Annotated in this window: 14 protein-coding genes; 12 read left to right on the top strand and 2 right to left on the bottom strand. The window is 63.1% G+C overall.

What is annotated here, in order from left to right; all coding sequences use genetic code 11:
• The first annotated feature begins 15 nt into the window (after window positions 1-15).
• Both J2R80_RS34600 and J2R80_RS34595 read left to right on the top strand, forming a co-directional pair.
• The gene (locus tag J2R80_RS34600; protein ID WP_253640148.1) at window positions 16-627 is read left to right on the top strand and encodes an exopolysaccharide biosynthesis protein; all 612 of its coding nucleotides are present in this window, start codon (window positions 16-18) and stop codon (window positions 625-627) included.
• Between the two features lie 109 nt (window positions 628-736).
• Window positions 737-1,009: a DUF2312 domain-containing protein gene (locus J2R80_RS34595; RefSeq protein ID WP_016842183.1), complete on the top strand. Its 273-nt coding sequence runs from the start codon at window positions 737-739 to the stop codon at window positions 1,007-1,009.
• 216 nt (window positions 1,010-1,225) lie between these two features.
• Here the strand turns inward: J2R80_RS34595 and J2R80_RS34590 are convergent, their stop codons facing one another.
• Window positions 1,226-1,819 carry an alpha-ketoglutarate-dependent dioxygenase AlkB gene (locus tag J2R80_RS34590; protein WP_307720382.1) on the bottom strand — a complete coding sequence of 198 codons (594 nt, stop codon included), beginning with the start codon at window positions 1,817-1,819 and terminating at the stop codon, window positions 1,226-1,228.
• Window positions 1,820-2,327: 508 nt separating this feature from the next.
• Here J2R80_RS34590 and J2R80_RS34585 point away from each other — a divergent pair.
• From J2R80_RS34585 to J2R80_RS34545, 9 genes are all read left to right on the top strand, one after another.
• Window positions 2,328-3,314, top strand: a complete 987-nt coding sequence (locus J2R80_RS34585; protein WP_083714936.1) for an ABC transporter permease — start codon at window positions 2,328-2,330, stop codon at window positions 3,312-3,314.
• A 59-nt stretch (window positions 3,315-3,373) separates the two neighbouring features.
• Window positions 3,374-4,396, top strand: a complete 1,023-nt coding sequence (locus tag J2R80_RS34580; protein ID WP_028334112.1) for a sugar ABC transporter substrate-binding protein — start codon at window positions 3,374-3,376, stop codon at window positions 4,394-4,396.
• Window positions 4,397-4,511: 115 nt separating this feature from the next.
• On the top strand, window positions 4,512-6,623 hold the full coding sequence (locus J2R80_RS34575; RefSeq protein WP_076826289.1) for an SMP-30/gluconolactonase/LRE family protein: 2,112 nt from the start codon (window positions 4,512-4,514) through the stop codon (window positions 6,621-6,623).
• Window positions 6,624-6,626: 3 nt separating this feature from the next.
• Window positions 6,627-7,745 (top strand): SMP-30/gluconolactonase/LRE family protein, encoded by a 1,119-nt coding sequence (locus J2R80_RS34570; RefSeq protein WP_253640147.1) that lies wholly within the window; start codon window positions 6,627-6,629, stop codon window positions 7,743-7,745.
• Window positions 7,742-9,283 (top strand): sugar ABC transporter ATP-binding protein, encoded by a 1,542-nt coding sequence (locus J2R80_RS34565; protein WP_076826291.1) that lies wholly within the window; start codon window positions 7,742-7,744, stop codon window positions 9,281-9,283. The genes J2R80_RS34570 and J2R80_RS34565 overlap by 4 nt, the downstream gene beginning before the upstream one ends.
• A 49-nt stretch (window positions 9,284-9,332) precedes the next feature.
• Complete coding sequence (locus J2R80_RS34560; protein ID WP_028345041.1) at window positions 9,333-10,088, top strand: GntR family transcriptional regulator; 756 nt, start codon at window positions 9,333-9,335, stop codon at window positions 10,086-10,088.
• Window positions 10,089-10,199: 111 nt separating this feature from the next.
• Entirely contained in the window at window positions 10,200-11,876 is a 1,677-nt protein-coding gene (locus J2R80_RS34555; protein WP_083714937.1) for an AMP-binding protein, read from the top strand.
• An 11-nt stretch (window positions 11,877-11,887) separates the two neighbouring features.
• Complete coding sequence (locus J2R80_RS34550; protein ID WP_076826293.1) at window positions 11,888-13,192, top strand: acyl-CoA dehydrogenase family protein; 1,305 nt, start codon at window positions 11,888-11,890, stop codon at window positions 13,190-13,192.
• 136 nt (window positions 13,193-13,328) lie between these two features.
• Window positions 13,329-13,523: a hypothetical protein gene (locus J2R80_RS34545; RefSeq protein ID WP_057017127.1), complete on the top strand. Its 195-nt coding sequence runs from the start codon at window positions 13,329-13,331 to the stop codon at window positions 13,521-13,523.
• 128 nt (window positions 13,524-13,651) lie between these two features.
• Here J2R80_RS34545 and J2R80_RS34540 read toward each other — a convergent pair whose 3' ends face one another.
• Entirely contained in the window at window positions 13,652-14,053 is a 402-nt protein-coding gene (locus J2R80_RS34540; protein ID WP_225646077.1) for a hypothetical protein, read from the bottom strand.
• Between the two features lie 117 nt (window positions 14,054-14,170).
• Between J2R80_RS34540 and J2R80_RS34535 the strand changes: the two genes are divergently transcribed.
• Window positions 14,171-15,463: a c-type cytochrome gene (locus J2R80_RS34535; protein WP_253641054.1), complete on the top strand. Its 1,293-nt coding sequence runs from the start codon at window positions 14,171-14,173 to the stop codon at window positions 15,461-15,463.
• The last annotated feature ends 45 nt before the right edge of the window (window positions 15,464-15,508 follow it).

Below are 15,508 nucleotides of genomic sequence, written 5' to 3'. Positions count from 1 at the left end.
CCATGTTACCGGGTAATGCTTCATTTGCCCGTTCCCCGCTCAGCGCCTACCCGTACTTCCCAGCTTCTCGAAGAACTCGTCGCGCAAGCACCTGACGGCCCCGTCGACCTCGAATGGCTCCTCAGCCATCTGGACAGGCGCTCGTTCGGGCTGCTCCTGCTGTTGCTGGGGCTACTCGTGATCGTCCCCGGCGTCGCCACGGTTGCGACGCTGGCCCTCCTGTTTCCGGCGGTCGAGATGATGTTGGGGCACAGTGCTCCATCTTTTCCCCGCTTCCTGTCGAAGCGGCCGTTCGACTTCAAGCGATTCAAGCGGTTCACCGTCAAAGCAGGTCCGCTGCTGCGCGCGATCGAGAGCATCAGCCGGCCGCGCTGGAACGCGCGCCATGACGTGACTGACCGGCTTGTTGGGTTGGTCGTGTTCCTGCTGGGCCTGTTGGCGGGCTGGCCCCTGCCTCTGGTCAACGTCATTCCCGGGATTGTGGTCGTCCTGATCGCGATCGCTTACCTGCAGGAAGATGGTCTGCTGCTGGCCGTAGCAATGGCGGCCGCGGTGATGTCCCTGCTTGGCCTTGGATGGACGCTCTGGACGTCGGCCGCGGCCGTGATCAGCTGGATCGCGTTCTGAAATACCGCGGCAAGCCGCGGGATAGATGCGCTACAGGAACCGATGAAGCTTAAGACATTGGTTATCACTTTGCTTTCATTTTCACCGCCTCATTCAACAAAGAGGCACCATGTCTGACATCACCATTCCCGGCGGAAAAATTCGTTCTTTCATCGAGCGGATCGAGAATCTGGACGCTGAACTGCAGGAACTGAACGAGCAGAAGAAGGAAGTTTTTTCGGAAGCCAAGGGTGAGGGTTTCGACGTGAAGATCCTCAAGGAGATCGTCAAACTGCGAAAGCAGGATCAGGATGAGCGCGACGAGCGCGAATCGCTGCTCGATCTCTATATGCGCGCCATGGAAACGGCACCGGCCGACAAGGCTGCTGCGAAAGCGGCGTGAGACGCCCGCTGCGTTCCCCGCGATCGACACTCCGGGGGCGCGCGATCTCTCGGCGGACGAACTTCCCAAGTTCGTCCGCCCCCGTCCCATCAACCATTCGCGCGGCGTTGGTCGCACCTTCCGCTCATGATTGCGTCTTCCGATCGGATCGAAGTAGCGCTCGATCAGGGTTGATGCGGCGATGCGCAGCGGAGCGCTGGAACCGGCAATCCAAGGTTATCGCGACGCTTTGGCGCCCCGCACCGTTTCGACCATGGTTCGGAAGGTGATCGAGTATCTGGGGGCCTCGACCGGCGGAATGCTGTGCTCCCATATCTGCCGTGCATCACCGGCCATCAGGTAGAGTGATCGGGGCGCCGCATCGAGCGTGAACCGCTCCCATCCGTTTTCCGTCCGACAACGAAAACGGAACTTGCATGCGGATCCCAGGGACAGTCCAAAGATCCGGTCGAAATGCGGCTTGTCGCGGTGCCAGCCGATACCGACGCCGCGATCATACTCGGTGCACAGGATCTGCCCGATCTCGGTCGACGCGCCGCCGAAGGATTGGATCGCGGCGACGATGCCGTTTAACCAGGACGGGATCGGTTCGGCACATTCCAGTCGGCGCGACCCATAGTCGTACCGGTAACCGAACGAAGCCACGCGGCGCTTGCCTTCGAACTGTCCGAACTGGAAGGGGGCAAGCGGAAGTGCCCGGATGTGGCGGATGAGTTCGCCCTCGGCCGCTTTGGAGATGAAATCCGGCGCGTAGTGCAGACCTGCCGGTCCTGCGGCGGGCGCATCGAACATCGACAGTTGCTCGGACAAATCTGGTACCGTCAGCGTTTGCGAACCTGTCACGAATATGGGCGCGCCGAGACAGAATTCAAACCGGCCGTCAGTTCGCTCGGGCTTCCACCTGGCGCGGCTTCGATGGGCGAAAGGCGGCGTCAAAGCTCGGTCTCGGCATTCTCTTTCGCCACGATCTTCAGGCCTTGGCCAGGAGCGATTGCCGCAACGTCGTCGGCTTCGTTCCATCGCCGCGGGTGACGGCGCTATGAGGACCATTGGCCTTAGGGACAGGCTCTCAAGCCGAATGTATCCAATACAACAATGTCGGCTTCAAAAGGACCGATCGAACTCGGAAAATGCGCTTCGATCGCGGACGCCAGAACATACATATATCCATTTAAATATAGATAGTTATGGAGGGCTTCAGGTGTGAATATATCCTCCGTCAAACCAGCTGCTGTCCAAAATTTGGATACGGAGATTGACTTCTGGATACATTCTGTTCAATTTCCGCTCACAATAAAATCAATCCTGGGAGGACCCGGTGACCGGCAGTTCGGGCGCGCGCGGGGCGAAATTGACGCAGACGACGGCCGTGCTGGTGATGTGCGCGGTCCTGATCGTCATTTTTTCGATCTTCCTGAAGGGCTTCCTGACGCTGGGCAATCTGTTCGCGCTGGCGCGCAACATTTCGATACTCGGCATTCTCGCGCTCGGCATGGCGGTGGTCGTGATTGGGCGTGGACTGGATCTGTCGCAAGTCGCCTCCTTTGCCGCTTCCACCGCGATCGCGATCATCCTGATGAACTCGGGCTACGCGACGCCGGTCGCGCTGCTGATCGGCTTCGTGATGGCGATCGCCATCGGCGTCCTGAACGGGTTTCTGATCTCGGTGATCGAGATGCCGCCGCTGCTGACGACGCTGGCGTCGAGCCTTGCGGTGCTGGGGATCGTGCGCACCACAGCGGTGCAGCACTATGTCGTCTATCTTTCCAAGGGGCATGACGAATTCCTGCGGCTCGGCGGCAACATCTGGGGCGGCGTTCCGATCTCGATCCTGATCTTCGCGGCCACCGCGGTCGTCGTGCATCTTTTCCTGTCGCGCACCGTGATCGGGCGCTTCGTCTATGCCCATGGCGACAATCCCGACGCCGCGCGTCAGACCGGTCTGCCGACCCGCCCGCTGACCATGATCGAGTACGCGCTGTGCGCCGCGATCGGGTATGTCGGCGGTGTCGTGATGGTCGCGCAGACGGCGCTGATGCATCTCCAGGTCGCGGAATCGACGATCATTTTCGACGTCATCATGGTTGTGGTGCTCGGCGGCGTCAGCCTCGTCGGCGGCCGCGGCAACGTGATGAGCGTCATCGCCGGAACGCTGCTGATCGGCGTGCTGCTGAACGGCATGACCATCATGGACATGGACGTGCAGACCCAGAACATCGTCAAGGGTGTCGTGCTGCTGATCGCGATCCTGCTCGATTCCCGGCTGCATCCGCGCGACGAGGAGACGTCGAAGCAGGGCGATTAAAGCTCTGCATCAACCAACGGGCCGCAACAGTCGGCCGACATAACAGGGGAGGAATTGACATGACGAAAGCTGTGCACAGGAGGGCGTTTGCCGGCATCGGGCTGGCGGCGATGGTGGCAACCGCCGCGCTGGTGGCTGCGCCATCGCAGGCGGCCGGGCCGCGCGACCAGCTGCGCGAGAAATTCGACAAGTCGCTCAAGGGCAAGACGGTGGCCTGGTCGCCGGTCTGGATGGGTGTTCTGGAATCCGAATGGACGCGCGTGATGAAGGATCGTTTCGACGATTACGGCATCAAGCTCGTCACCCGCGACGCCAACATGAAGTCCGACATCCAGCTTCAGACCGTCAGCGACTATATCAACGACAAGCCCGACGTGATCGTGGTGCAAAATCCGAACGTCACGCTGCTCGCCAAGGAGCTCAAGCGTGCGATGGACGCGGGCATCTATGTCGTGCAGGTCAACATGGCATCGAACACCCTGACCGACGCCTATGTCGGCGTCGATGCCAAGGATCTCGGCACCAAGATCGCGCGCGAGGTCATCAATCAGTGTGGCGGCGGCAAGGGCTCCGGCGAGGTTGCGATCCTCGAAGGTGAGGCGACCGCGGCCTATTCGCTCGACATGAAGAATGGCGCTATGGAGGTGTTCAAGACCGACCCGTCGATCAAGGTCGTGTCGTCGCAGCCGACCAGCTGGGACGCCAACAAGGCCGGCGACATCACGACCACCGTGTTGCAGCAGCATCCCAAGCTGTGCGGGATCCTCAGCGTCTGGGGACCGCAAACCGCGGGCGCGGCGCAGGCGATCAAGGCCGCCAACATGGGCGACAAGGTGAAGGTGTTCGTCGCCAGCGACGGCCAACCTGCGGATTGCGATCTGCTCGAGCAAGGCGCGTTCTCCGCGAACCTGTCGTATCGCGCCGACGTGCAGGGCCAGACCATCGCCGACGCGGTGATTGCGCTGTTGCAGAGCGGCGACAAGCCGGGCGCGAAGAACATCGCCTATTACACGACCCCCGCCTGGGTGAAGTCGAAGGACGATCGCATGTACTGCTTCAGCATCCCGAAGGGCGCGAAGTAAGTCGTTCCGGCGCCCGCGCCCACCGCGGCGCGGGCAGGCCGGAGCTGTCGATCCCAATCCCCCGCGTCGTCCCGCCGTTCGGCCGCTGCTGCGCCGAGCCCGCCGGAGTCTGTTGATGAAGAGCCTGCAACGAGCCTGGCACCGCCATTCGCCCCAGTTGTTCCTGGGCGAACTGCTTGAGAAGCGCTGGATGGAGCCGATCATTCCATTCACGCTGACGATCGCGGTTTTCCTGGCCTTCGCGATCATGATCCCGCGCTACCTGACGGCGGGCAGCCTGCAGGAATTGATGCGGAATTTCGCGGAGCAGGGCATGGTCGCGGTCGCGATGGCCTTCTCCGTGCTGTCGGGCGGCATCGACCTGTCGGTCGGCGCGGTGTTCGCGATGTCGAACTTCCTCGCGCTCTATCTGTATCTCATCCTCGGGCTGCCGCTGCCCGTGACCATCGTGCTTGTGGTCCTGTTCGGTGCGGCGATGGGCGCGATCAACGGCGGCCTGATTGCCTACGGCAAGACCCGGCCGTTCCTGACGACGCTCGTCGTCCTCATCATCGTCCGCGCCGCCTACAACAAGGTGACGGTTGCGTTCACGAACGAACTCGCGAGCATCGACAGCGGGTCCAGTACGTGGGACTTCATGGGTTCGGGGAGGGTTCTCGGCATTCCCTTCAACATGCTGGTGCTGATCTTGCTTGCGGTCGGAACCCACTTCTTCCTCACCCGCATCAAGCCCGGCGTCCACATCATGGCGGTCGGGTCGAGCCGCAAGGCGGCCCGCCACGCCGGCGTCAACGTCAAGCGCGTGCTGTTCTCCGCCTATGTGATGTCGGGCGCGATCGCGGCGCTGGCGGGGATCCTCTATGCCGCGCGGCAGAGCAGCTCGGGCACCGACACCGGCGTCGGCTGGGAGATCAACGCGCTGGCCGCGGTGGTTCTCGGCGGCATCAGCCTGGCCGGTGGCCGCGGTACCATCGCGCGCGCCGTCATGGGCGCGGCGATCATCTTCATGCTCACCAGCGGCATGGTCCGGCTCGGCATCTCCGGCAACCTGACCACCGCCATCATCGGCATCATCCTGCTGCTCGCGGTCGGCTTCAACGTGAAGTGGGTCAAGAACAAGGGCAAGGTGCTGCAGAAGGTCTACGTCACCCCAAGCTGGGTTGATTTCGAGCCGCCGCCGTCGGTCGAGCGGGGCAGCGGCACGCCGTTCGCGGAGAACGATCGCCTGAAGAACGCGGAAGCGATCGCGCTCGACATGATCGAGGGCCCGGAAGACATCATCCTTGACCGCAAGGACAACCTCTACACCGTCAACCGCAACGGCTCGATCATCCGCTTTCTCGCGCCGGACTATACCGTGCGCGAAGAGTTCGCGCGCATCGGCGGCCGGCCGCTCGGGTTGGCGTTCGATCGGGATCAGAACCTCCTCGTCTGCATCGCGGGCATGGGCGTTTACGGCGTGAAGCCCGATCGCTCGGTCTTCAAGGTCACCGACCGCACCACGCGCACGCGTACGCGCCTCAAGGACGACTCGCGGCTCTATCTCGCTGACGATCTCGACGTCGCGCCAGACGGCAAGATCTATTTCAGCGAGGCCTCGACCCGCTATGAACTCACCGACTGGGCGCTCGACGGCTTCGAGGGGCGCGGCAACGGCCGGCTGATCTGCCACGATCCGAAGACCGGCACCACCAGGACGGTCCTCAAGAACTTGACGTTCCCGAACGGCATCTGCATTTCGCATGACGGTCAGTCGGTGCTGTGGGCCAGCACCTGGCTATGCCAGATCAACCGCTTCTGGATCGCCGGCCCGAAGGCGGGCACCAGCGAAATCCTGATCGACAACCTTCCGGGCTATTGCGACAACATCAACCGCGCCTCCGACGGCAAGTACTGGCTCGCCTTCGTCGGCCTGCGCACGCCGGTCTACGACCTTGCGATGCGCAACCCTGTTTTCCGCACCCGCATGGTCAAGCAGATCCCGCCGGACGAATGGCTGTGTCCGGGCATCAACTACGGCTGCGTGGTCAAGTTCGACGACAACGGCGTGGTGACGGAATCGCTCTGGGATCCAGGCGGGCTTTCGCATCCGACCATCACGTCGGTCCGTGAACACAAGGGCTATCTCTATATCGGGGGTCTGGAGAACAACCGCATCGGCCGCATCCGCCTGCAGGACGCCGACCCGACCTGGGAAGCGCACAAGTCCTATTGGGGAAGGGCCTGAGCCATGTCTCTGCTTGGCGATATCATCGATCGCGTGCTGTCCCCGAACCGGGAAATTCACGGCATTCCGGTGCTCGACGGCGCCTTCTCCCCGAACCAGCGGCTCGATCAGGCGCGCCAGCTCGGCGACGAGATCGAGCGACCGGACGACATTGCGCTCGGGCAGGACGGTGCGCTCTACGTCTCGACCGGCAACCACGTCCTGCGTTGCACGGGAGACGACTTCAACACGCGCACGGAGTTCGCGACGCTCGACGGCCCGGTCGGCGGGCTTGCCTGCACGCCGGACGGCCGGCTGCTCGCCTGCGTCTCCGGCGTGGGGCTGGTGGCGCTTTCGCCGGCTGGCGAGATCATCGGCAAGCTCGAAAGCGTCGGCGGTGAAAAGATTGCCTGTCCGCTGTCGGTGACGGTCGCGCCGGACGGGGCGATCTACCTGACCGACGGCTCGCGAAACAATCGGCCAGAGCATTGGCTGACCGACCTGATGCAGAACCGCGCCCCCTCGGGCCGGCTCATCGCCTGCAATTCCTCGCTCGGCAGTGCGAGCGTGCGTGCGGACAAGCTCGCATGGCCGCTCGGCTTGGTCGTATCCGGCGACGGCAAGGAGGTCTGGGTCGCCGAATCCTGGACCCACCGCCTGACCGCTTTTTCACGCACGGGTGACGACAGGCGCGTGATCGTCAAGAATCATACCGGCTACCCGGCGCGTCTTGCCCGAGGCGCGAACGGTGAGGTCTGGATGGCCTTCCTCGCGCTGCGCACGCAATTGACCGAATTCGTCCTGCGCGAGCGGGCATTCTGCGAAGAGATGATGCTGACGGTGCCACCTGAGCTTTGGATCGGGCCGGCGCTGGATGGCCGCCTCAATCCGCGCGAACCGACCCAGATCGGCCGCATCAAGAAACTCGGTATCCAGAAGCCGTGGGCGCCGCCGCGTTCCTATGGTCTCGTCGCCCGGCTCGACGACAAGGGCGCGGCGACCGAGACGCTGCACAGCCGGGTCGATGGTCGGGTTCATGGAATCACCGCCGTCCGCCCGATCGGCTCGCGCGTGCTGGCGGTGTCCAAGGGACGCGATTGCCTCGTCGAACTGCCGCCTGGTCGCGGCATGCAGGAAGGATGAACGCCATGCCGGCGGAACAACAGGCAGGGACCCCGCTGCTTCAGATCGTCAATGGCAGCAAGGTCTATGGCGGTCTGAACGCCATCGATGGTGTCAATTTCGATCTGCGGCCGGGCGAAATCCACGCGCTGCTAGGAGAGAACGGCGCGGGGAAATCGACGCTCTGCAAGGCGATTGCCGGTGCGATCGTGCTGACCTCCGGCGACTACCTGATCCAGGGACGCAAGGTTTCGTTCGCCTCGCCAAAGGAAGCGCTCGAGGGTGGGGTCGCGATGGTCTACCAGGAATCCAGCCTGGTCCCGTCGATGACGGTGGCGCAGAACCTTGAACTCGGCATGGAGAAATGGGTCACGGTCTACAGCAAGATCAACATCGCGGCGACCCAGTCGCTGCAGTCGATGAACTTCAACGTCGACCCGCTGGTGCTGGTGGAGAATCTCGGAACCGCCAAGCGGCAGATGGTCGAAATCGTGCGTGCGGTTCGCCACAACGCCCAGGTCTTCATCTTCGATGAGCCGACCGCATCGCTGACCCCTGAAGAGACCCAGCACCTGTTCCATCTTCTCAACACCCTGAAGGAGAAGGGCGCCGGGATCATCTTCATCTCGCATGCGCTGGAAGAAGCATTGAACATCGCGGATCGCATCACCGTGCTGCGCGATGGCAAGCTGGTCGCCACCGTACCGGCGAAGGACGTCACGCGTGACGCCCTGGTGCGGATGATGGTTGGCCGTGAGGAAACCGCAGCGCAGTACGCGACCCACGGGGCTGATCCGGATGCGCCGAAGCCGCATGCCTCCCGCGGTGAGAAGGTGCTTTCGGTCGAGAACGTGACGATGGGCAGCATCGTCAAGAACATGTCGTTCTCGGTGTTCAATGGAGAAGTCGTCGGCATCTTCGGGCTGGTCGGGGCAGGACGCTCCGAGATCGCGCAGATCGTCAGCGGCGCGCGCAAGCGCAACTTCCTGCGCGGCGGGATGATCTATCTGCGGGACAAGCCGATCCGCTACCGGGTGCCGCGGCAGGCGGTGCGCGACGGAATCGCCTACATCACCGAGGATCGCAAGGTCGACGGTTTCTTCGAGACGATGACGGTGGATCAGAATATCTATCTTGGCTATCTGTCGTCGCCGCGCGTCAAGCGGTTCCTTTACTCCGCGCGCGAGATGAAACGGATCGCCGATCAATGGATCTCGGCGCTCTCGATCTCTGCATTGAAGCGGACGCTGAAGATTGTCGAATATTCCGGCGGCAACCAACAGAAAGTCGTGGTGGGAAAGTCTCTGGCCCAGGAGCCTACGGTGGTCATCTTCGACGAACCGACGCGTGGTGTCGATGTGAGCGCCATTCCACAAATTCACGAGGCGATTCGCAGGCTGGCGCGCGAGAACAAGGCGGTTGTCGTTATTTCTTCCTATCTGCCGGAGATTCTGGCTATCTCGGATCGGATCCTGGTCGCTCGCGGCGGACGTATCGTCGAGGAAATGGCACGGGCTGATGCGACCGAGGACAAGATCATGTACGCGGCCATTCATTGAAGGAGGGCCTTTCATGAGTCCTTATCAGCGGCCTCCCCATTGGAAGGACATGACGCGGGACGGCAATGAGGACGATCCGGAGTCCCGTCGCCTGATGAGCGAGAGGATCGCAAGCGAGATTCGCAGCGCGGTGCTGAGCGGCGAGATGCGGCCAGGCACGCGGATTCGGCAGGAGCTTCTTGCGGCCCATTTCGGAGCCAGCCGCATTCCCGTGCGCGAGGCGCTGAAGCAGCTCGAGAACGAGGGGCTCGTCGTGATGGCGCCGAACCGTGGCGCCTGGATTGCGGACGTCAATTCGGAAGAATCGATCGAGATCTACAAGATCCGTGAAGCGGTCGAGCCGCTTGCCATCGGCGAAAGCGTTCCAAATCTGACCGACGAGGATATCGAGACTCTTGACCGCATTGTGCGCGAACTTGAGCAGGTCACCACGCTCGAGGAGTACATCCAGCTTGATCGGGAGTTTCATCTACGGACCTATTCGCGGGCGCGGATGCCGCAACTGCTCGCGATGGTCGAACGCTTCTGGAACAGCACGCAGCATTTCCGGCGACAGTTTGTGAGCGAGACCTATGCCAAGGACGGGTTTCCGTTCTCCGATCCCCAGCATGTCCTGATCATGGACGCGATCCGGGCGCGCGATGTCGAAGCTGCACAGGTGTTGGTGCGTCTCCACATCCGGCGCACGCGCGTTGTCATTCAAGCAAAAGAGAGTGGGGCGGCCCAGCCGCCCCTTGCAAGCCGTGCCGCGCTTCCGCATGCGCGTCTCGGCTCGGTCTATCGAGGAAAAAGTGCCAATGAGTAGTGGCGGCGAACGCCTTTTGCCACGGTTCCTGCTGCGCCAGGTGGCGGCGGGCTATAGCGGCCGCCGGCCCGGACGGGGCTGCCATCGTTGCGACAGTGGTGGCAAGCGGCGATGACTGTCGACCTGGATTCCGTGTCGCGTGCACGCGCTTACGAGGAAGCCGCGGGCCGGCTGCGCGCGCGGCTCGGGGAATCGGTCGCTCCGCCCGATCCCGGAAGGCGGACGGCGCTTGATCTGTTTCGAGCCGCGCCGCGCGAGGCGCCGGCCGTGTTCTATTTCGATGCGACGCAGACCTATGCCGATATCGATCGGCTCAGCGACCGGCTCGCCGCCCGCTTCGCGCAAAAAGGAGTCGGGCGCGGCGATCGGGTCGCCGTCATTCTTCAGAATGTGCCGCAGTTCGTCATCGTCAGCGTAGCGGCCTGGAAGGTCGGGGCCATCGTCGTCAGCCTCAACCCGATGTACCGCACGCCAGAGCTTCGCAAGCTGTTCGGGGATTGCGAGCCGAAGGCGGTGATCTGCCACGACGATCAATGGGAGAACGTTTTCCTGGCCGCCGGTTCGGTCGATTCCGAGCTGGTGTTCTGGACCGGCGCTCGGGAATTCCAGCTGCGAAACGATGTCCGGGTGCTGCCGGTGCCGGGCGCAGCTCCGCAGGCCCGGGCGCTGGCGACGGTTTTCGCCGAAAATGCAGCAGCACCACCGGCACCGGTTCTGACGTCCGACGACATCGCCCTTCTCTTGTATACCTCCGGAACCACGGGCGTTCCAAAGGGCGCCATGCTCACGCATCGCAATCTGGTGGCGACCGCGTTGATCTGTTGCGATCATTTCGAATTGAACGGCACGTCGTGCATCTTTGGGGTCGCGCCGCTGTTCCACATCACCGGCTTTGAAATCCAGATGGTCGCGGCGTTTGCCGCGCGTGCAGCGATGGTGCTGACCTATCGCTTCCAGCCCCAGGTCGCGCTCGATGCCTTCCTTGAATGGCGGCCGACATTCATCGTCGGTGCCATCACCGCGTACATCGCGCTGATGAACCAGGCTGACGCAACGAGCCAGCATTTCGAGAGCTTCGTACATATCTATTCCGGCGGCGCGCCGATCGCGCCCTCGGTCATCGATGCCTTTGCGAAACGGTTTGGACGGGCGATCCGCAGTTCCTATGGAATGACCGAACTGACCTCTGCAAGCCATCTTGCGCCCAACGAAGGTCGGATTCCGGTCGATCCCGACTCAGGCGCGCTGTCGATCGGCAGGCCGACTTCGGGCGTCGATGCGATCGTCGTCGACGACGAGCGCCGCCCGCTCGGACCCGGCGCGCATGGCGAGGTGGTTGTGCGTGGCTCAGGTGTGATGGCCGGCTACTGGAGGAAGCCGGCGGAAACCGACGAGGTGCTGACCAACGGCTGGCTGCATAGCGGCGACGTCGGCTTCTTTGACGAGAGCGGCTGGTTCTACCTCGTGGACCGCAAGAAGGACATGATCTCCGCCTCCGGCTTCAAGGTCTGGCCGCGCGAAGTCGAAGACGTGATCTATGGCTTTCCGGGCGTGCGCGAAGCAGCCGTCGTCGGCGCCGCCGATCCCTATCGCGGCGAGACGGTGGTCGCCTTCGTCTCCGCTCAACCCGGCACCGTGATCGATGTTGCTGCGCTCTCGCGCTTCTGCCGCGAGCGACTGGCGGCCTACAAGTGCCCGGTCGACATTCGCGTGCTGGACGATCTGCCGAAGACGGAATCCGGAAAAATCACCCGAAACACGCTCAGGGACGGCCTACGCGGCCGGTAAGGAGAATCTACATGGATATCACCCAAAGCGAGCGCAGCCAGCAACTGGCCGCGCGTCTCCAGCGCTTCATGATGGAGCACATCTATCCGAATGAGCGCCGATACTATCAGGAGGCCGAGCGGCTCGGGCCCTGGGCTGTGCACCCGGTTGTCGAGGAACTGAAGCCGCTCGCACAACAGGCCGGCCTGTGGAACCTGTTTCTACCCGCTCACGAGGACGGGCTGACCAATCTCGAATATGCCCCGCTGTGCGAGATCATGGGGCGTTCGCATCTTGCTCCCGAGGTCTTCAATTGCAGTGCTCCTGACACGGGCAACATGGAGACCATCCTGCGCTACGGTACGGAGGCGCAGAAGGACCGCTGGCTGAAGCCCTTGCTGGCCGGCGAGATCCGTTCTTCCTTTGCGATGACGGAGCCCGACGTCGCCTCGTCCGACGCGACCAATGTGGCCAGCTCGATCGTCCGTGATGGCGACGATTACGTGATCAACGGTCGCAAATGGTACACCACCGGCGCCACCGATCCGCGATGCAAGATCATCATCTTCATGGGGCAGACCGATCCGCAGAATCCGGATCGTCACAAGCGTCAGTCGATGATCCTCGTGCCGAAGGAGACGCCCGGCGTGCATGTCGTCCGTTCGCTGCCCGTGCTCGGCTTCTACGGCGTACCGGATCGTGCATCCGAGGTGATATTCACCAATGTACGCGTGCCGGCCGCCAACATGCTGCTCGGCGAGGGGCGTGGGTTCGAGATCGCGCAGGGTCGGCTCGGGCCCGGACGCATTCATCATTGCATGCGGTTGATCGGCCTCTCCGAGCGCGTGCTCGAGCGCATGTGCCGGCGCGCGCTGAAACGTGTCGCCTTCGGCAAGCCTCTCGCCGAGCAAACCGTGACGCTCGAGCGGGTGGCCGAAGCGCGCATGAAGATCGACCAGGCGCGGCTGCTGACGCTCAGAGCTGCCTACATGATGGACACGGTCGGCAACAAGGCAGCGCGGCAGGAAATCGCGATGATCAAGGTCGTTGCGCCGAACATGGCGCAGACCATTGTTGACTGGGCGATCCAGGCGTTCGGGGGAGGCGGCACCAACAACGACCATTTCCTTTCGGCAGCGCTCGCGACGACGCGCTTGTTGCGACTGGCCGACGGCCCCGACGAGGTCCACCGCAACCAGATCGGCAAGCTCGAATTGCGCCGATGGCTCAACGTCGATCCCGCACGGACCGGCGGCGGCGCGGATCCGTTGTCGCCCGATGAATCCGAATCCTGGTCCGAAGGCGGCTTGTGGCCGCGCCCGAAAGATTTGCCATAGGCGGGTTGGGAAGGGGCTGGAGCCGGAGCGCATCGGCTCCAGCGCTGATCAACAAAAGGAGAGTTGTGAGCGATCTCACAGGGGGATGTCGAGTCCTGCACTAGTCAGGACTCTCCCAGAACCAACGGAGGTTCGCATGAAGCTCCTGATGATCGCCGGCCTGACCGCCCTCGCGCTTTTTCTGGCTGCGACGAATGTCCCGAGATCGCATCCATCGTCCGTGAGCCACACATCGGTGGCAGGGATGCCCGCTGTGCAAGAACAAGACAAGCTGCCGGTTGAAGATTTCGACGATCGATCGCTGGTGTTTCCGAGGGGAACTCAGCAATAGAGAGAATGGTGCCGTCGCATCCGAACGCATTCGGTTCGGGATGAGCGGGCTGGAAATCGTCTGGCGTTGAACAGCGCAACGCGTCGGACGGGTTGTTCGCTTGCGCAGCCCCCGTCGCGCGCTGTGTTTCAAAAACTCATGAAGATCGGGTTGATCTCAGCGGGATCGCCGACATGTTCTGGGAATTGAAACGGCGCACCGTGGCGATCGACTATCAGAATTGCCAGTAGCAGCGCCAACACCGCAGCGATGTAGATGAGCAGTGGCGACGCGTCCCGGCTGGTGGGATTGCGATCCCGCGGCGGCAACACGCGAGAATGCCAAATGCGCGAGATGAACTGCAGATATGCTTTCGGATGTATTTGCATGTTCGACCTCGATTGTGAGGCGCCTTTACCAAGACTGCGACCGCGTGGGCCGCTCTTCAAGGCGCCGCTTGTCGCACCCCAAACCGAATACGAGCTCCCTTGTTGATTACTGGTGAAATGGGCACGTTGTTGCCAAGGGCCAAGCCCGTCGCCCATGGACACGCCAGATTTCCAGAATGATCGCCGGCGGGGCCGATGGACGCCAGGGGAGCACTTTGGCCGGGCAGCAAAAACGGGCAGAATGGCTTGGGGGCTGCGCTGCGAGTGTCTCCGACGGCCATGGATTTGATTTTGCGTCTCGCCACGTTCCTTGTAACAGCATCGCTGCTTCTTGCGCTGCAACCCGCGCAAGCGCAATTGGCCGGACACGGCGGACCTGTCCGCGCGATCGCCGTTTCAGGCGATGGCAGGACGGTTCTGTCGGGCAGCTTCGACACTGCGGCGATCCGATGGTCGCTGGCAACCGAGTCCGCGGATCAGGTCCTTCGCTTCCATTCGGGTGCGGTGAACGCGGTCGCCTTCCTCGGCGATGGAAGAATGGCAACGGCGGGTGCGGATGGCCTGATTGCCATCTGGACGTCGGGCCGGCCGCAGCCGGACCGGGTTTTCGCGGACCATACGGGACCCATCGTCGGGCTCGCCGTTTCGCCCGATGCATCCAAGCTCGCATCCGCCTCGTGGGACCATACCGTGCGGCTCTCGTCGTTGTCCGACGGAGGCTCGCGCGTGCTGCAAGGTCACTCGCAAAACGTGAATGGCGTGGCCTTTGCCCCCGACGGACAGTCGCTGGTGAGCGTGGGCTACGATCTGACGGTGCGGATCTGGCGCCTGCCGGACGGCAGCGCCGAGGTCGTCACGGTGCCGTTGCCGCTGAATGCCGTGGCCATCTCGCCTGACGGCGAAATCGTCACCGGCGCAGCGGACGGCAAGCTGCGCATGATGACGGCCGACGGCAAGGCAAGCGGCGAGGTCACGGCCGGCGCCACTCCGATCGTCGCCTTGGCAGTCTCGCATGACGGCGCCTTGATCGCCGCGGCGGCCATTGACGGCACGGTGGCGATCGTCGATCGCAAGGCGCGCAGCGTGCTGCGCACGCTCGCCGGGCTGGGCGGGCCGGTTTGGTCGGTGGCATTCCTGCCCGATGGCGTGACGCTCCTGACCGGCGGCGCCGACGGCAAGATCAGGCGCTGGAATGCACTGACTGGCGCGGCGGCCGGATCGAACGTGGTGGGCACGCCGAGGGACCCGCTCGCCGCTTATGGCGGCGATCACGGCGCCGAAATCTTCAGGGCCTGCGTCGCCTGCCACACATTGTCGGAGACGGAGGTGCAGCGCGCCGGTCCCACCCTTGCCGGACTGTTCGGTCGGAGGATCGCCTCGCTGCCGGGCTATCGCTTCTCCGAAGCACTCAAGACGATGGACATCGTCTGGACGCCGGAGACCGTCTCAAAATTGTTCGAGATCGGGCCGAACGCCTATACGCCCGGCACGAAGATGCCGGAGCAGCAGATCGGCTCGGCCGAAGATCGCCGCGCGCTCACGGACTTCCTGGCGCGTGCGACGTCGAAATAGCCCGAGTTGGCGCTAGCCGCCTTGCGGCGTCCTCAAGCGAAGATA

The organism is Bradyrhizobium sp. USDA 4541 (genome assembly GCF_024171085.1).
GTDB lineage: Bacteria > Pseudomonadota > Alphaproteobacteria > Rhizobiales > Xanthobacteraceae > Bradyrhizobium > Bradyrhizobium australafricanum.
The sequence above is the reverse complement of the archived record's forward strand: the minus strand, read 5'-3'. Positions and strand labels throughout refer to the sequence as shown.